Origin of the sequence: Stenotrophomonas sp. Sm2128 (genome assembly GCF_030985535.1) — a bacterium.
In the GTDB taxonomy this organism is placed as follows: domain Bacteria; phylum Pseudomonadota; class Gammaproteobacteria; order Xanthomonadales; family Xanthomonadaceae; genus Stenotrophomonas; species Stenotrophomonas maltophilia.
The window spans coordinates 1-16483 of record NZ_JAPTFQ010000046.1 but is presented as its reverse complement, the minus strand read 5'-3'; the positions used below and the strand labels follow the sequence as shown (position 1 = coordinate 16483).

Genomic DNA, 16483 nt, shown 5'->3' with positions numbered 1-16483 from the left:
TTCGCGCGGGAGCCCCCATGTTCAATCGCAACGCCGGCATCATCCTGCTGATCGCCCTGGCGGCGGGTCTCGGCCTGCTGGCCGCCCAGCAGCTGTTCGCGCCGAAGCCGCCGGCCAATGCCCCGGCCACCGAAGCGATCACGCTGTACCCGCAGCCGCGCGAACTGCCCGACTTCAACCTGGCCCAGTCCGACGGCACCCGCCTGATCCCGGGCGAACTGAAGGGCCACTGGACCCTGGTATTCCTGGGCTTCACCTTCTGCCCGGACGTCTGCCCGACCACCCTGGCCGAGCTGGCCGGCGCGCAGAACCAGTGGGAAGCCCTGCCCGACAGCCTGCGCCCACGCGTGCTGTTCATCTCGGTCGACCCCGACCGCGACAGCGCCACCCGCCTCGGCGAGTACGTGCACGGTTTCCACAAGGACACCCTGGCCGCCACCGCTGACGTTCCCTCGCTGGAGCGCTTCGCCACCTCGTTGGGCTTCGTGTTCCAGAAGGTGCCGGGCAAGCATTTCGACGAGAACCCCGAGGATTACACCGTCGAGCATTCGGCCAGCCTGGCCGTGCTCGACCCGCAGGGCCGCCTTGCCGGCCTGGTACGCCCCCCGTTCAACGCGCCGGCCATTGCCCGCGACCTGCAGAAGCTGACCGAGAAAACCGCCCCATGAGCCTCACCACCGCCCTGACGTACGCCCTGCCACACCGCCTGCTGTCCTCGATGGCGCGTTCGCTGGCGTACTCGGACGATCCGCGCGTATCGCGCTGGCTGATCGACACGGTCACCCGCAAGTTCAACGTCAACCTGGACGAAGCGGCCAACCCGGACCCGCGCAGCTATGCGACCTTCAACCAGTTCTTCACCCGTGCGCTGAAGCCGGGTGCGCGCGTGGCTGACGCCGATCCGCGCAGCCTGGTGATGCCGGCCGACGGCCGCATCAGCCAGCTGGGGAAGATCGAGGCCGGCCGCATCTTCCAGGCCAAGGGCCAGTCATTCACCGCTGCCGAACTGCTGGGCAGTGACGAGGACGCCAAGCCATACAACGATGGCCTCTACGCCACGGTGTACCTGTCGCCGCGCGATTACCACCGCGTGCACATGCCGTGGACCGGAACCCTGCGTGAGACCGTGCACGTGCCGGGGCGCCTGTTCAGCGTTGGTCCGGCGGCAGTGAACGGCGTACCGCGCCTGTTCGCCCGCAACGAGCGCCTGGTCTGCCACTTCGACACCAGCTTCGGGCCGATGGTCAGCGTGATGGTCGGTGCGCTGCTGGTGTCCGGGGTGGAAACCGTGTGGAGCGGCGAGGAGATTCCGCACTATGGCGACCGCATCACCCGCAAGGACTACCGCGGCCAGGGCATCAGGCTGGAGCGCTTTGCCGAGATGGCGCGCTTCAACTACGGCTCCACCGTGATCGTGCTGCTGCCGCCGGGCGTGGCTGACTTCGCCCCGCAGCTGGGCGCTGAAAGCCCGGTGCAGCTGGGCCAGGCGCTGGCCAGGCTGCGCTGAGGCTTCGGTAGTGCCGGCCGCTGGCCGGCATCTCCGCTGATCCAACGCGTCGAGCATTGCCGGCCAGCGGCCGGCACTACCGGTACTCGTGTTACTGCAGGGACGGGGCCGGACCGACGTCCATGCCGTCGTAGTCTTCCACGCCCTTCTCCGCGGCCAGCGCCGCGAACTCCTGGTTGCGGCGGTCAAGCGAGGCTTCGTCGTGGATCTCCACGCGCTCCACATGCAGCACGTGGAACGGCGCGTCGCCCTCTTCCGGATCCTGTTGGAACAATTCCACGAAGGTGTAACCCTGCGCCTGCAGGTGCTGCGCCAGTGCCTGCAACGGCTCGGCAGTGGAGTGCACGAAGAAGTACCCCCACAGCAACGGGCCGGTGATGTCCCAGTCGGTGTTTTCGCGGAGGTTGGCGAACAGGTTGCGGGTGTCTTCGAGGTCCATGCGGATTCCAGGGGTCGTGGGGATTACTTGTCGCAGCCCTGCAGCTTCAGCGTCTGGCCGTGGCGCAGGCTGTAGGCCGGGGCCTTCAGGCCATTGGCGCGGGCCAGGGTGGGCACGTCGCACTGGAACTTGGCCGCGATGGCGCCCAGGGTTTCACCCCGGCCCACCTTGTGGCTGCGCACCGGCTTCGGGCGCGCCGCCGGGCGCGGCGTGGCCACTGGAGCAACCGGCGTGGTCGGCACGCTGGTGGACGCGGCCGCATCGGCCACCGGCACCACGCCGCCCACGGCCACGCTGCCGGTGTAGCTGGTCGCGGCCGGGCGCTTGATTGCTGCGTTCAGATCGGCGGTGATCAGCGTGCGGGCCAGGTCGGCACGCGGGCCACTGACGCAGTTGCGCTGGTACAGGCCGGCGATGCGGGTGGTGGCGTTGATCAGCGTGCCGGCCGGGATCCAGCCATCGGCCTCATAGCGCGGGTTGAGGTTGCGCAGCGCGCGCATGTAGCCATCGCGGGTGCCGTGGCTACCCAGGCAGATGGTCAGTTCGTAGATGGTGGTCGACTTGGCCAGGCGCAGCGTGGCCGGCTGCGCGCTGATCTTCGGGAACTCCACGCCGTACTGCTGCGGGTGCAGGAAGATCCAGGCCGCGGCGATCACCATCGGCACGTAGTCCTTGGTCTCGCCGGGGAACTGGTTGTAGACGCTGTCGGTCCAGAAGCTCTGCCCGGCGCTCTGCTTGAACACGCGCGCGGCGCGGCCTTCGCCACCATTGTAGGCGGCCACCGACATTTCCACGTTGTTGTTCAGTTCGCGCAGGCGCTCGTTGAGGTAACTGGCGCTGGCTTCGGCGGCGCTGCGCGCGTCAAAGCGGGTGTCGAAGCCGGTGCCGTCCGGGCCGAGGCCGAAGCGGCGGCCGGTGGCCGGCATGAACTGCATCAACCCGGCGGCGCCAGCGCGCGATGAAGCATGCACGCGGCCGTTGGATTCCTTGGCCATGATGCCGAACAGCAGCGCTTCAGGCAGGCCACGCTTCTCCCACTCCGGCCACATCACCGCACGCAGGTTCTGGTAGTTCTCGTAGCTGGTCAGCAACGCCGGGCGCATGTCGGTCAGCCAGCGGCGGATGCCGGCCTGCACCGCCGGGTTGTATTCGACCATGCTGTCGAAGGCGTGCCGCTTGTCGTTCAGCAGCGCGGCAGCGCGCGCGGCCTCCGGTACGTCGGCGGTAAGCGGGCCGATGTGGTCGGGGTCGGCTTCCAGGCGATCACCGCCCTCGTCGGCCACGTCATCGCTGGCGGCCGCGTCGGCGTCGTGCTTGAGCAGGCGCTTGTAGCTGGCCAGCAGGGTGCCCATCTGGCAGCCCTTCTGCTTCACGCAGTCGTTGAGGACATCTTCCATGTCCTCCAGCGCGGCGTCGGCTTCGTTGCTGCCCTTGGGGTCGGCATTGGCGACCAGCAGCAGCGCATCGCTGTAACGCTTCTCGGCGACGGTCATGCGCTGCTGCAGCGCATCCACCTTCACCTTGTCCCGGGCCGAAACCCGCTGCGCATGGGCGTCGGGCGCCAGGGAAACCAGGCCGGCCAGGGCCAGCAGCGGCCAACCGCGGGAAATCAGGACAGGAACGGGCATTGATGGCACTGTGTGCGAAACAGGCAGGCAGAGTAGCGGCGCCGCCAAGGTCCGGGCAAGCCGACCTTCGGACCGTCACCGCCGGCGGTTAACATTGGGCTATTCACCACAAGGGCTGGACCATGGATCCGATTCTGCTCGGCAAAGGCATCACCGACGATGTGGCCGTCACCCTGCTGCCGAAACTCGGCAACCGCCACGGCCTGGTGGCCGGCGCCACCGGTACCGGCAAGACCGTGACCCTGATGACCCTGGCCGAGGGCTTCTCGCGGCTGGGCGTGCCGGTGTTCCTGGCCGATGTGAAGGGCGATGTGTCCGGCCTGGCGGTGCCCGGCACCGGCGCCGAGAACCTGCTCAAGCGCGCCGCCGAGATCGGCGTGGCCGACTACGCACCGGCCGCCAGCCCGACCATTTTCTGGGACCTGTACGGCAAGCTGGGTCACCCGGTGCGCACCACGGTCAGCGAGATGGGCCCGACCCTGCTGGCGCGCATCCTCGAGTTGAACGACACCCAGTCCGGCGTGCTCGACATCGTGTTCAAGCTGGCCGACGACCGTGGCCTGCTGCTGCTGGACATGGACGACCTGCGCGCCCTGCTCGGCCTGGTGGCCGAGGAGCGCAAGGACATCTCCACCGAGTACGGCCTGGTCAGCGCGCAGTCCATCGCTGCGATCCAGCGGTCGGTGCTGCGCCTGGCGCAGGATGGCGGCGAGAACTTCTTCGGTGAGCCGGCCCTGGAACTGGCCGACATCATGCGGGTCAATCACGACGGCCGCGGCATGATCGGCATCCTTGCCGCCGACCGGCTGGTGCTCAAGCCGAAGCTGTATTCCACCTTCCTGTTGTGGCTGCTGTCGGAGCTGTTCGAGCAGCTGCCGGAGGTGGGCGACCTGGACAAGCCGAAGCTGGTCTTCATCTTCGACGAAGCGCACCTGCTGTTCGACGATGCACCGCCGTCGCTGGTGCAGCGCATCGAGCAGGTGGTGCGCCTGATCCGCTCCAAGGGTGTGGGCGTGTACTTCTGCTCGCAGTTCCCTGATGACGTACCGGGCAACATCCTCGGCCAGCTCGGCAACCGCGTGCAGCATGCGCTGCGTGCATTCACCCCGCGCGACCAGAAGGCAGTGAAGACTGCTGCCGAAACCTTCGTGCCGAACCCGAAGCTGGACGTGGCCAAGGTGCTCAGCCAGCTCGGTACCGGCGAAGCGCTGGTGTCCACGCTGCAGGACAAGGGTGTGCCGATGCCGGTGCAGCAGACGATGATCGCGCCGCCGCGCTGCCGGATGGGGCCGATCACCGACGCCGAGCGTGCCCAGGTGCGTGCCGGCAGCCCGGTCGGCAGCCGCTACGACACCGCGATCAACCGCGAATCGGCCGCCGAACTGCTGGCCCAGCGTGCGCAGAAGACCGTCGAACAGGCGCAGGCACCGGCCGCGCGCAGCCGCGAGCAGGACGAAGCGCAGGAAGGCGGTTTCGGCCAGGCGATCAAGGACGCGATCTTCGGCACCAAGCGCCGCCAGGGCATGATCGAAACCATGGCCAAGCAGACCACGCGCACCGTCGGCACCAAGCTGGGCAACCAGATCGTGCGTGGCATCCTGGGTGGCATCTTCGGCGGCAAGCGCTGATCCGCCACTACTGGGGTCGGATCCCTTTCCTGCGGAAAGGATCCGACCCCATCGTTCCCCTGAAAAGAAGTCGCACCACATGTCGCGTTGGCGTCCCCCTGCAGAAAAGAGTACCGCCCTGATCACTGCCTCCGGCCATGCCCGGCTGAAGACCGAGCTGGATGACCTGTGGCGTGTGCGCCGCCCCGAGGTGGTGAAGGCACTGGCCGCGGCCGCTGCGGAAGGCGACCGTTCGGAAAACGCCGAGTACACCTATCGCAAGAAGCAGCTGGGCGAGATCGACCGTCGTGTGCGCTACCTGACCAAGCGGTTGGAATCGCTACGCGTGGTCGATACCACGCCGACCGATCCGCTGGCGGTGTTCTTCGGCGCATGGGTGGAACTGGAGAACGTGGACAGCGGTGAGACCAGCCGCTATCGCATTGTCGGGCCGGATGAGACCGATGCTGGGCTGGGCTGGATCAGCATCGATTCCCCCCTGGCGCGTGCGCTGCTGAAGAAGCGGCTGGATGATGAGTTCTCGGTGGAGCTGCCCGGCGGCCAGTTCACCTTTGCGGTGATCGGAGTGGAATACGAGCCGTTGTAGCGTCGACTGTCAGTCGACCACCGCGCCAAGCGCGGCACAAACCTCCGCAGCCGGACGGTAAACGCACCGCGATCCTCATCGCGGTTGATGACTCGCCGAAGCCATCTGTCGGGCGTTCACGGCCTCGGAACGAAGAGCAGTCGACTGACAGTCGACTCTACATAGCCCCGTGCAACGGCGGCGGGTACTGGCGGCCGGCACGCAGCGGGCGGAAGTACGCGGCATCTGCATAGAAGGCGGCATCCTGTCCATGGTGCCAGCCCGGGATTCCCGCCAGCGGCAGCGGACGCAACTGCAGGGGATCGGTCACTGCCCTGCCCTCGACGATGGCCGAAGCCACTGCGTCAACGCAGGCATCATCGACTTCGCCGTGCACCACCACGCACTTGCCGACCAGCAGGCGCCCCGGTAGCAGCGCCTGCTCCATCAGCGCGTGCCCGAATATCGCAGCGATTGCGATGTCACCACTCTGCCAGCGCGCAGGCTCGAACAACGCCGGCCAATCATGCACGTCCCATGCGGCCAACACGTCCTCATCGCGCACACGCACGATCACACCGGTTTCGTCGAACTGGGTCAGCGCGGCCTGCGCGCGATTGCGCTGGCCCGGCGGCATGGATGCGATATGCCTGCACTGCTGCACATTGAGCACCTGCTTGAGCTGCGGGTAACGGTCCCACACCAGTGCATTGAACAGGTCATGCCAGTTGTCGGCGCGGGTGGCGATGCGCCCCTGTGCGATGCGGGCTTCGTAGTGCAGGCCGTCGGCCAGCAGCGCGGCATCCTGCTCGACCAGGTGCTTGCCGGGCAGCGTGAGGCGTGCCTCGAGCGCTGCAATGGACGGCCACTCAGGGCTGGCCAGCAGGTCATGGATGTCGCGCAACCCGGCAAACACCGGGTGCGCGAACACCTGCGGATCGACCGCCGCACGCGGCGGCGGCACGAAGCGGCGCACACCGCTGCCGTCACCGGCGGCGGTCGTCGCTGCGGTCACAGCATCTTGAGATCGAATGCCGGGCGGGTAGCGGCGGGCAGCGCATCACCGTACAGGTCGTGCTCGTCGCTCTCGGTGATTTCCACGTCGACGAACTCACCCACGCGCAGCGGCACCTGGTCGGCATTCTGGATGTGCACCAGGCCGTCGATCTCCGGCGCATCGGCCTTGGAACGGGCCACGGCGATGTCACCTTCGATGGCATCGACCAGGCACTGCTGCACGGTACCGATCTTGGCTTCCAGGCGCGCGGCGGAAATCTTCGCCTGCTTCTCCATGAAACGGGCCAGGCGTTCCTGCTTCACTTCTTCCGGCACCGCATCGGGCAGGTCGTTGGCGGTGGCACCTTCGACCGGTGAGTAGGCAAACGCACCGACGCGATCCAGCTGTGCCTCGTCCAGGAACGACAGCAGTTCTTCGAACTCGGCCTCGGTCTCGCCCGGGAAGCCGACGATGAAAGTCGAACGCACGGTGATGTCCGGCGCGATACGGCGCCAGTTCTGCACACGCTCCAGGGTCTTCTCGACCGCACCCGGACGCTTCATCAGGCGCAGGATGCGCGGGCTGGCGTGCTGGAACGGAATGTCCAGGTACGGCAGGATGCGGTTCTCGGCCATCAGCGGCACCACCTCGTCCACGTGCGGGTACGGGTAGACGTAGTGCATGCGAACCCACGCATCCAGCTCGGACAGACCTTCGCACAGTGCCTTCAGGCGGGTCTGGTAGGCCTTGTTGCGCCACATCTTCTCGGCGTACTTCACGTCCACGCCATAGGCCGAGGTGTCCTGGGACACCACCAGCAGCTCGCGCACGCCACCACGCACCAGGCGCTCGGCCTCACGCAGCACCTCGTCGACCGGGCGCGAGACCAGCTTGCCGCGCATCGACGGGATGATGCAGAAGCTGCACTTGTGGTTGCAGCCTTCGGAAATCTTCAGGTAGGCATAGTGGCGCGGGGTCAGCTTGATGCCGTAGTCAGGCACCAGGTCCACGAACGGATCGTGCTTGGGCGGCAGTGCTTCATGCACCGCTTCCATCACGCTGTGGTAGTCCTGCGGGCCGGACACCGCCAGCACGTTCGGATACGCCTCGCGGATCTGCTCCGGGCGCTTGCCCAGGCAGCCGGTGACGATGACCTTGCCGTTCTGGTTCATCGCCTCGCCAATCGCGTCCAGCGACTCGGTCACCGCCGAATCGATGAAGCCGCAGGTGTTGACCACCACCACATCGGCCGAATCGTAGGACGGGACGATGTCGTAACCTTCCGAGCGGAGCTGGGTGAGGATGCGCTCGGAATCGACAAGGGCCTTCGGGCAGCCAAGGCTGACGAAGCCGACTTTGGGGTTCAGCTGGGACATGGAATCGCGGGACTCTGGGGGCCTGGGCCCCTGCCGGCATGGCAGGGGTTCCTGGGGGCCGGGGCCTGAAAGGGCGCCAGTATACCGGGGTTGGCGGCCGGGCTCTGAATGGCCAGCCGCCCGATCGCGCACAGCCGCTGACACCGCGCTAACCCGCGCAGCACCGACAATGCAGTCCTGTCCCTGCAACGAGAGTAGATGACGATGGCCGAGTGGATCACCCTGGATACGCACCACGGCGCGGTACGGGCCTGGCAGGCACTCCCCGAGGGCACCGCGCGAGGCGGGCTGGTGGTGGTGCAGGAAATCTTCGGCGCGAACCCGCACATCCGCGGCGTGGCCGAACGCTTCGCCGCCGAGGGCTATGCGGTGCTGGCACCGTCGTTCTTTGACCTGATTGATGGCCCCGATGCCGACCCGGATGCCCTGCCCTACGACGCCGACGGCGTGAAGCAGGGCCTGGAACGGGTCAGCGCGCTGGGCATGGAGAAGGCGCTGGAAGTGGTCCGCGCGGCAGCCACCCGGCTGGCCCCCTACGGCAAGGTCGGCACCGTCGGCTACTGCTGGGGCGGTACGGTAGCGATGCTGTCCGCAGTGCGCCTGGGCCTGCCCTCTGTCAGCTACTACGGCGCGCGCAACGTCCAGTTCCTCGATGAGACGCCGAAGGCGCCGGTGATCTTCCACTTCGGCGCCCAGGACCGCAGCATCCCGTCGGAAGCGGTCCAGGCCCATCGCGAGAAGCTGCCGCAGATGGCCACCTTCGTCTATCCGGCCGACCACGCCTTCAACCGGGAGGTCGGACATGCGTATGATCCAGACAGCGCCGCCCTGGCGCTGCAACGCACCCTGGACTTCTTCTCGGAGCATCTTGGATGAGCGAATTCGAACTCGATTCACGCCTGGCCACCGATAGCGTGCTGGTGGCCGAAGGACCGTTGTCGCAAGTGCGGCTGATGAACGACGAACGATTCCCGTGGCTGGTACTGGTACCGCGCCTGGCCGGGGTCACCGAGTGGATCGAGCTGGACGGCGAGCAGCAGGACAAGCTGCGCACCGAGCTCAATCGCGCCTGCAAGGCCCTGAAGGGCGCCGACGGGGTGGAGAAGATCAACATCGGCGCGTTGGGCAACATCGTGCGCCAGCTGCACTTCCACGTGATCGGCCGCCATGACGGTGATCCGGCCTGGCCGGGCCCGGTCTGGGGCAGCGGTCCCGCGCACCGCTACGAAGCGGCCGCACTGGACCAGCATGTCGCCTACTGGAAGGAACGGCTAGGATATCCGGCCCACACCTGAGCCTTCGCCGACCCGATGCGATTCAACCTCGTTGCCGCCATCCTGCTGATCCTGATCGGCCTGTTCATGCTCGCCAGCAACCTCGGCTGGACGCACCTGAACCTGTCAAAGCTGCTGCTGACCTGGTGGCCGGTGGCGCTGGTGGGTGTCGGGATCGCGATGCTGTTCGGGCGCGGAAAATAACGAAGGCGGCGCATTGCGCCGCCCTCGTTCATGCAGAGCCGAGCCATGCTCGGCTGCCCCGCCTTGAAGCCGAGCATGGCTCGGCTCCACAAACCGCCTGCAATCTTCAGGTCCGCGGCAGGGTCACACCGGTCTGGCCCTGGTACTTGCCGCCACGATCGCGGTACGACGTCTCGCAGATATCATCAGCCGCGGCCTGGAAGAACAGCATCTGTGCAACGCCTTCGTTGGCGTAGATGCGCGCCGGCAGCGGCGTGGTGTTGCTGAATTCCAGGGTGACGTGGCCTTCCCATTCCGGCTCCAGCGGCGTCACGTTGACGATGATGCCGCAGCGCGCATAGGTGCTCTTGCCCAGGCACACCACCAGGGTGTCGCGGGGGATGCGGAAGTACTCGACGGTACGCGCCAGGGCGAAGCTGTTCGGCGGAATGATGCACTCGTCGGCGGTGATGTCGACGAAGCTGCCCGAGTCGAAATGCTTGGGATCGACGATGGTCGAGTTGATGTTGGTGAACACCTTGAACTCGCGCGAGCAGCGCACGTCGTAGCCATAGCTGGACGTGCCGTAGCTGACGATGCGCTCGCCGTTGGCCTGCTTGACCTGCCCTGCCTCGAACGGCTCGATCATGCCGTGCTGCTCGGACATGCGGCGGATCCAACGGTCACTCTTGATGCTCATGCTCTGTCCTGTTGAACGAGGGGGAATGGGGCTGCGCCCGAGGCGGCGATTCTACAGGCGGGTCGACTGTGCCGGCGATGCTTGCCCCTCGGTCCCGAGAGCCACTTCACGGCACCGCGCCCAAGACCGACGCCTCACAACAATGAATAACAAATGAGACTTATCGTCGCATTGCAGTTCAATTAGCATACATTTGTGTCACTTTAAATCATCTCGCCAGACACGAAACAAACCGAAACAAAAAATAAAATATCTTTTAATTCAATAACCTGAGAGGATTTTTCGACACCTCGCGCTTCATGAGCGCCAGATGAACATTGCGCAGGAAAGGCTTCATCGTTACGGTTTCATTCATCCTGAACAATTCGTTCAGGTCCGTTTGAATTGAACCGCTTCCCCTCTGCAACCGCAAAGGAACACGATGAATCTGAACTTCAATGGACGCGTCCTGAAGCGCACCGCTCTCGCGGTTGTCCTGGGCGCCCTGGCCGGCACCAGCTATGCCCAGAGCACTGCCGGTGACATCGTCGGTACGGCGTCCTCCGCCGACAAGGTCCAGGTCAAGAGTCTGGCCTCGGGTGCGACCCGCGAAACCAACGTCAGCAGCGACGGGCGCTTCCGCCTCTCCCAGCTGCCGACCGGCACCTATGAGGTGATCAGCTACAGCGGCGGCACCCAAGTAGGCAGCACCCGCGTCAATGTCGTCGCCGGTCAGACGGCCACGGCCACCTTTGCCGCTGGCAGCGCCACCTCGCTGGATACCGTCAATGTACGCGCGGCCGCCGTTGCTCCGATCGACCTGAGCAGCGTGGAAACCCGCACCACTTTCACCGCCGAGCAGCTCAACTCGCTGCCGGTTGGCCGCGATGTGACCAGCGTTTCGCTGCTGACGCCGGGCACCGTCTCCTCCAGCGGCTACTTCGGCCCGGCATCGTTCGGCGGTGCCTCGGCAGCAGAGAACAGCTACTACGTCAACGGTTTCAATGTCACCAACCTGTATGACAGCCTGTCCTTCTCGGAAATCCCCTACCAGGCGATCGACCAGCTGGACGTGCAGACCGGCGGCTATGGCGCGAAGTACGGCTTCTCCACCGGCGGCGTGACCAGCGTCAACGTCAAGCGCGGCACCAACGAATGGAAGGGCGGTTTCTCCTGGACCGGTGCGCCATCGTGGGGGCGTGACCACCTCCCGAACTCGCACCGCAATGACGGCGAGATCTTCCGCGATTACAGCCAGGCCGACAGCTCCTCCAACGTCTACTCGGCCTGGGCCGGTGGTCCACTGATCGAAGACAAGCTGTTCGTGTTCGCCATGGGCCAGTTCAGCAACTCCAAGAGCTCGGTCTATGGCGGGCGCTCGGAGTACACCGACGCTGCTACCGGCGGCACCTCGTACGATTACCAGGTCAAGACGCCCTACTGGCTGCTGAAGGTCGACTGGTACCTCAACGAGAACAATCACCTGGAATACACCGGGTTCGACAACGGCAACCGCTATACCTACGACTACTACAACAATGTCTATGACGTGGAAGCCGAACGTTCCAACCGGACCAGCTACAAGGGTCAGCTGATCGGCAAGCGCGGCGGCCAGACCGACATCTTCAAGTGGACCAGCTACCTCACCGACAACCTGACCGCCTCGCTGCAGTACGGCCAGATGCGCAATACCGCCTCTGAGTTCACCGTCGACCGCAATGGCGTGATGAGCTACTACAACGGCGACGTCCACTCCCCGGACGGTGCCTGCCCGTACGTCGTCTACAACGGCAACCCGATCGGTTGCTCGGTCGCCTCGTCGGTCGACATGATGGGCGGCAAGAACGAGCGCAAGGGCGGCAAGCTGGACTTCGAATGGCAGCTCGGCAACCACCGCCTGGCATTCGGCTACAGCGACGAGAAGTGGGAGTCCACCCAGGGCACGGCTTACTCCTCCGGTGCCTACTGGGTCGTTCGCCCGACGCGCGCGCGCCCTGACGCATACCGGATCAACTACCGCACCGGCGGCAGCGTCAGCATCGACCAGAAGTCGTGGTATGTGCAGGACAACTGGCAGATCACGGACAACTTCATGCTCTACCTGGGCATGCGCAATGATTCGTTCAACAACAAGAACACCGACGGCGTGAGCTTCGTCAAGCAGGACGACATCTGGCAGCCGCGCCTGGGCTTCTCGTGGGATGTCACCGGCGACGGCCGCAGCAAGCTGTTCGGTTCACTGGGCCGCTACTCGCTGCCGGTCGCGGCGAACGTCTCCCTGCGCGCTGCCAGCCCGTCGTACTACACCGTCGACTACTACGACTACCTGGGTTCCTACGACCCGGTTTCGGGCAAGCCCAATGTCGCAGCCACGCCTTACAACAGCCTGGTCTACAACGGCGAAAACGGCTCAACTCCGGACCCCAAGGCCGTCGCCAGCCGTGGCCTGAAGCCGTACACGCAGGATGAAGCCATCCTGGGCTACCAGTACCAGCTGTCCAGCGCCAATGATTTCTTCAATGACTGGACGGTCGGCATCAAGGCCACCTACCGCAAGATCCACAACGTCATCGACGATACCTGCGACTCCCGCGCCATCTACAACGCCGCCGTGGCCGCTGGCTACGACGTGTCGAGCTGGGACAGCGAATGGAGCGTGCCGGGCAGTCTGCCGGGCTGCTACCTGTTCAATCCGGGCCAGGATCTGAACATCTCCCTGGACGTCAACGGCGATGGCACTCCGGAAGACATCCACGTGCCGGGCAACGTGCTGGGGCCGAAGGCCAAGCGCACGTACAAGGCACTGACACTGAGCGCGGACAAGCGCACCGATCGCTGGTACGCCAGCCTGTCGTATACCTGGTCCAAGCTCGATGGCAACTATGAAGGCCTGGTCAAGAGCGCCAATGGCCAGGACGATACCGGCACCACGTCGGACTTCGACTTCGCCGAGATCATGTACGGCGCGGACGGCTACCTGTTCAATGACCACCGTCATTCGATCAAGCTGTTCGGTTCGTATGATTTCACGCCCGAGTGGCAGCTGGGCCTGAACATCCAGGCACAGTCCGGTTCCCCGATCAGCTGCTTCGGCGGCGGCACCGGCACCTTCGACACCGAGTACGGCTACGGCGCCGCCTTCCACTATTGCAATGGACAGTTGTCGCCGCAGGGCACCACCGGTCGCACGCCGTGGACGCTGAATGTCAGCCCGAGCCTGACCTATCGTCCGAACTGGCTGTCGGGCCTGAGCATCCAGGCATCGGTGCTCAATGCCTTCAACAGCATCAAGCCGCTGCAGGTCTATGAGGTGACCCGCGACGAAGACTACGACCGCACCTACAACAACGTGGGCGTGGGCAAGTACTACACCACTCCTCGCTACGTCCGCTTCCAGGTCCAGTACGACTGGTAAACGGTTCCCTCTCCAGGAACTCCTCGGATTGCCGCCGGCCTCGCGCCGGCGGCTTTTTCTTTGCGGCCGCGGTCAGAGCAGCGACGACAGGATCGGAATCGACGCCCGCGGGCGCTTGCCCACTTCCTCGATCAGGCGCTGCGCGGCATGGCGGTAGGCCTGCGCCGGCACCGAATCGGGCTGCGCCACGGTGATCGGGGTACCGCTATCGCCCTGCTCGCGGATGCCGATCTGCAGCGGCAGCGATCCCAGCAGCGGCACGCCGTACTGCGCGGCCATGCGCTCGCCACCGCCCTCGCCGAACAGATGCTCGACATGCCCGCAGTGGCTGCAGGTGTGCACGGCCATGTTCTCGACAATGCCCAGCACCGGCACCTCGACCTTCTCGAACATCTTCAGCGCCTTCCTCGCATCCAGCGTCGCGATGTCCTGCGGCGTGGTGACGATCACCGCACCGGCCAGCGGGATCTTCTGGGTCAGAGTCAGCTGGATGTCGCCGGTGCCCGGCGGCAGGTCGATCAGCAGGAAATCCAGGTCATCCCACAGCGTGTCGTTGAACAGCTGGGTCATTGCCGAGGTGGCCATCGGACCGCGCCAGATCATCGGCGTGTCCTCTTCGATCAGGTAACCGATCGACATCGTGTCCACGCCGAACGCGCGCAGGGGCTCGATGCTCTTGTTGTCGGGACTTTCCGGCCGCCCGGACAAGCCCAGCATGGCGGGCACGCTGGGGCCGTAGATGTCCGCGTCCAGCACGCCGACACGTGCGCCCAGCTGCTGCAGCGCCACGGCCAGATTGACCGCGGTGGTCGACTTGCCCACGCCGCCCTTGCCGGAGCCGACCGCGATGACATTGCGGATGCGGGCATGTGGCGTCAGTCCCTTCTGGACCTGGCTGGCATGGGGGCGGCGGGGGGAACTGTTCACAACGGGCACCAGCTGTATCAGGGGGAATAACCCAACATCATACAAGCTGGACGTAGCCTGACTGAAATTCAGGATTGCTACAGATTCGTGCACAGATTGTTAAGTTCATGTTACGTTCCTGAAGCACTGTTTTGGGCTGCGAAGCTGGTTCCCAGCGCGCACGATGGCGCATGCGCAGTGCCGTTTTTGTTTTTGCTCTCTATTGGAACTACATGAAATACGCAAGCAACACCGCACGTCGCAACACGCTCGCCGTCGCCCTGATTTCCGCCCTGATGGCCGCCGCCCCGGCAATGGCCCAGGACAAGGCGACCAACCTGGACAAGATCACCGTCACCGGTTCGCTGATCCCGCAGACCCAGGTTGAAACCCAGACCCCGGTGATGTCCATCACCTCCGAAGACATCCAGGCACGCGGCTTCACCAGCGTGGCCGAAGTGCTGCAGCAGTCCTCGCTGACCACCGGCGGCCTGCAGGGTGGCCAGACCTCGGGTGCCTTCACCCAGGGCGCCGAAGCTTCCGGCATGTTCGGCCTGAACCCGGGTTACACCAAGTACCTGATCAACGGCCGCCCGATGCTCTCGTATCCGGCGCTGTACAACGGCAGCGAATCGTTCAACAACCTCAGCGGCATTCCGGTCGACATCGTCGAGCGCATTGAAGTGCTGCCGGGCGGCCAGTCCTCGCTGTACGGTTCGGACGCCATCGCCGGCGTCGTCAACATCATCCTGAAGGAGCGCATGGACGGCGGCACGATGACCGTCCGCGGCGGCACCTACACCGAAGGTGGTGGCAGCAACCTGCGCATCAGCGGCGCGCATGGCTTCACTGCCGTCGACGGGCGCTTCAACGCACTGGTCAACGTCCAGTACGAAAAGGGCAACCCGATCTGGGGCTACCAGCGCGACATCACCCGCCAGACCAACCCGGTCGGCTTCACACCGCAGGCTCCGTCCAATGACTTCCTGGTCACCGGTGGCGGCAAGTACTACATGATGGACCCGAGCCGCTGCGCCAATGTCGCCGGCCTGTACGACGGCACCACCACCGTCGGCTTCCGTGAAGGCAAGGGCGAGTCCTGCGGCTCGATCTACAGCGCGGGCTACAAGACGCTGAAGAACTCCAAGGACAGCGGTCAGTTCTACTCGACCATGACCTTCGACGTGAACGACAACCTGCAGCTGTTCGCCGACGTGCTGTACAGCAAGGAAAAAACCGAGTTCACCTCCGGCTCCAGCGCCCTGTGGTGGGGCACGCAGTCGGGCATGGGCGGCTTCTACGACCAGGGCCTGGGCAAGGTCGTGAACCTGCAGCGCGCCTTCGCGCCGGAAGAAATCGGCGTCGGCGACTACAACAACATCCTCAATGCCGACCGCAGCCGTTCCTACCAGGTCACCCTGGGTGCGAAGGGCATGTTCGGTGACTGGGACTACAGCGCCAGCTTCACCCGTGGCGAATACCGCCTGGACCAGGACCGCTTCGTACGCTGGAAGGACAAGATCAACGGCTTCTTCGCCGATCGCGTCCTCGGCCAGCAGCTGGGCACCTACACCGACCCGAAGACCGGTGGCCAGTTCGGCATCTACAACCCGAACTATGCTGCGTTCTACTCGCCGATCACCCCGGAAGAGTTCGGCAGCTTCACCGGCTACGGCACCCACCACAGCAAGACCTGGCAGAACCTGGGCCGCGTGCAGCTGACCAACGGTTCGCTGTTCAGCCTGCCGGGCGGTGACGCCGGCCTGGCCGTGGTCCTGGAAGGCGGCAGCGAAGGCTGGAACTACTCGCCGAACCAGTCGTTCATCGACGGCAATGTGTGGGGCACCACCGCCGTGGGGGGGGCCCGCCCCCCCCCCCCCCCCCCC

Annotated in this window: 15 protein-coding genes; 9 read left to right on the top strand and 6 right to left on the bottom strand. The window is 65.2% G+C overall.

From position 1 onward, the window contains the following. The first annotated feature begins 17 nt into the window (after nucleotides 1-17). Both O0K41_RS13830 and asd read left to right on the top strand, forming a co-directional pair. Complete coding sequence (locus O0K41_RS13830) at nucleotides 18-668, top strand: SCO family protein (protein WP_005410488.1); 651 nt, start codon at nucleotides 18-20, stop codon at nucleotides 666-668. Further along, nucleotides 665-1507 (top strand): archaetidylserine decarboxylase, encoded by an 843-nt coding sequence (gene asd, locus O0K41_RS13825; RefSeq protein WP_049451986.1) that lies wholly within the window; start codon nucleotides 665-667, stop codon nucleotides 1505-1507. Before O0K41_RS13830 ends, asd begins: the two co-directional genes overlap by 4 nt. Before the next feature lie 91 nt (nucleotides 1508-1598). Here the strand turns inward: asd and O0K41_RS13820 are convergent, their stop codons facing one another. Both O0K41_RS13820 and O0K41_RS13815 read right to left on the bottom strand, forming a co-directional pair. Next, nucleotides 1599-1946 (bottom strand): ribonuclease E inhibitor RraB, encoded by a 348-nt coding sequence (locus O0K41_RS13820; RefSeq protein WP_099479357.1) that lies wholly within the window; start codon nucleotides 1944-1946, stop codon nucleotides 1599-1601. Between the two features lie 23 nt (nucleotides 1947-1969). Then, nucleotides 1970-3574, bottom strand: a complete 1605-nt coding sequence (locus O0K41_RS13815; RefSeq protein WP_024958305.1) for a transglycosylase SLT domain-containing protein — start codon at nucleotides 3572-3574, stop codon at nucleotides 1970-1972. 122 nt (nucleotides 3575-3696) lie between these two features. Here O0K41_RS13815 and O0K41_RS13810 point away from each other — a divergent pair, with 122 nt between their 5' ends. Next, complete coding sequence (locus tag O0K41_RS13810; protein WP_108270363.1) at nucleotides 3697-5202, top strand: helicase HerA-like domain-containing protein; 1506 nt, start codon at nucleotides 3697-3699, stop codon at nucleotides 5200-5202. A 79-nt stretch (nucleotides 5203-5281) separates the two neighbouring features. Next, on the top strand, nucleotides 5282-5788 hold the full coding sequence (gene greB, locus O0K41_RS13805) for a transcription elongation factor GreB (protein WP_049451984.1): 507 nt from the start codon (nucleotides 5282-5284) through the stop codon (nucleotides 5786-5788). A gap of 157 nt (nucleotides 5789-5945) precedes the next feature. Here greB and O0K41_RS13800 read toward each other — a convergent pair whose 3' ends face one another. Both O0K41_RS13800 and rimO read right to left on the bottom strand, forming a co-directional pair. After that, nucleotides 5946-6782 (bottom strand): DUF3025 domain-containing protein, encoded by an 837-nt coding sequence (locus O0K41_RS13800; protein ID WP_049451983.1) that lies wholly within the window; start codon nucleotides 6780-6782, stop codon nucleotides 5946-5948. Beyond that, a complete protein-coding gene (gene rimO, locus O0K41_RS13795) occupies nucleotides 6779-8140 on the bottom strand; it encodes a 30S ribosomal protein S12 methylthiotransferase RimO (protein WP_108270364.1) in 1362 nt (453 codons plus the stop codon). Before rimO ends, O0K41_RS13800 begins: the two co-directional genes overlap by 4 nt. A gap of 204 nt (nucleotides 8141-8344) precedes the next feature. Between rimO and O0K41_RS13790 the strand changes: the two genes are divergently transcribed. The 3 genes from O0K41_RS13790 to O0K41_RS13780 are packed head-to-tail and all read left to right on the top strand — an operon-like array spanning nucleotide 8345 to nucleotide 9618. Then, on the top strand, nucleotides 8345-9016 hold the full coding sequence (locus O0K41_RS13790; protein WP_149501603.1) for a dienelactone hydrolase family protein: 672 nt from the start codon (nucleotides 8345-8347) through the stop codon (nucleotides 9014-9016). Then, nucleotides 9013-9435, top strand: coding sequence for an HIT family protein (locus tag O0K41_RS13785; protein WP_005410497.1), 423 nt, complete (start codon nucleotides 9013-9015; stop codon nucleotides 9433-9435). The genes O0K41_RS13790 and O0K41_RS13785 overlap by 4 nt, the downstream gene beginning before the upstream one ends. Before the next feature lie 15 nt (nucleotides 9436-9450). Beyond that, on the top strand, nucleotides 9451-9618 hold the full coding sequence (locus tag O0K41_RS13780; protein ID WP_005410498.1) for a DUF5668 domain-containing protein: 168 nt from the start codon (nucleotides 9451-9453) through the stop codon (nucleotides 9616-9618). Between the two features lie 106 nt (nucleotides 9619-9724). On the opposite strand, the gene dcd is transcribed toward O0K41_RS13780, so the two are convergent. After that, nucleotides 9725-10297 carry a dCTP deaminase gene (gene dcd / locus O0K41_RS13775; protein ID WP_005410499.1) on the bottom strand — a complete coding sequence of 191 codons (573 nt, stop codon included), beginning with the start codon at nucleotides 10295-10297 and terminating at the stop codon, nucleotides 9725-9727. A gap of 421 nt (nucleotides 10298-10718) precedes the next feature. Here dcd and O0K41_RS13770 point away from each other — a divergent pair, with 421 nt between their 5' ends. Continuing rightward, nucleotides 10719-13691, top strand: a complete 2973-nt coding sequence (locus tag O0K41_RS13770; protein WP_088435896.1) for a TonB-dependent receptor — start codon at nucleotides 10719-10721, stop codon at nucleotides 13689-13691. Between the two features lie 72 nt (nucleotides 13692-13763). On the opposite strand, the gene apbC is transcribed toward O0K41_RS13770, so the two are convergent. Further along, nucleotides 13764-14618 carry an iron-sulfur cluster carrier protein ApbC gene (apbC, locus tag O0K41_RS13765; RefSeq protein WP_149501261.1) on the bottom strand — a complete coding sequence of 285 codons (855 nt, stop codon included), beginning with the start codon at nucleotides 14616-14618 and terminating at the stop codon, nucleotides 13764-13766. A gap of 212 nt (nucleotides 14619-14830) precedes the next feature. On the opposite strand from apbC, the gene O0K41_RS13760 reads away from it, so the two are divergent. Then, the coding region (locus O0K41_RS13760; RefSeq protein WP_308304518.1) for a TonB-dependent receptor plug domain-containing protein at nucleotides 14831-16483 on the top strand (1653 nt) is incomplete at its 3' end.

Excerpts from the sequence above, each read along its gene's own strand:
- O0K41_RS13785 (WP_005410497.1), top strand. The coding sequence starts at position 9,013 with ATGAGCGAATTCGAACTCGATTCACGCCTGGCCACCGATAGCGTGCTG.
- O0K41_RS13770 (WP_088435896.1), top strand. The coding sequence starts at position 10,719 with ATGAATCTGAACTTCAATGGACGCGTCCTGAAGCGCACCGCTCTCGCG.
- O0K41_RS13790 (WP_149501603.1), top strand. The coding sequence starts at position 8,345 with ATGGCCGAGTGGATCACCCTGGATACGCACCACGGCGCGGTACGGGCC.
- O0K41_RS13830 (WP_005410488.1), top strand. The coding sequence starts at position 18 with ATGTTCAATCGCAACGCCGGCATCATCCTGCTGATCGCCCTGGCGGCG.
- O0K41_RS13820 (WP_099479357.1), bottom strand. The coding sequence starts at position 1,946 with ATGGACCTCGAAGACACCCGCAACCTGTTCGCCAACCTCCGCGAAAAC.
- dcd (WP_005410499.1), bottom strand. The coding sequence starts at position 10,297 with ATGAGCATCAAGAGTGACCGTTGGATCCGCCGCATGTCCGAGCAGCAC.
- O0K41_RS13815 (WP_024958305.1), bottom strand. The coding sequence starts at position 3,574 with ATGCCCGTTCCTGTCCTGATTTCCCGCGGTTGGCCGCTGCTGGCCCTG.
- rimO (WP_108270364.1), bottom strand. The coding sequence starts at position 8,140 with ATGTCCCAGCTGAACCCCAAAGTCGGCTTCGTCAGCCTTGGCTGCCCG.
- greB (WP_049451984.1), top strand. The coding sequence starts at position 5,282 with ATGTCGCGTTGGCGTCCCCCTGCAGAAAAGAGTACCGCCCTGATCACT.
- O0K41_RS13780 (WP_005410498.1), top strand. The coding sequence starts at position 9,451 with ATGCGATTCAACCTCGTTGCCGCCATCCTGCTGATCCTGATCGGCCTG.
- O0K41_RS13810 (WP_108270363.1), top strand. The coding sequence starts at position 3,697 with ATGGATCCGATTCTGCTCGGCAAAGGCATCACCGACGATGTGGCCGTC.
- asd (WP_049451986.1), top strand. The coding sequence starts at position 665 with ATGAGCCTCACCACCGCCCTGACGTACGCCCTGCCACACCGCCTGCTG.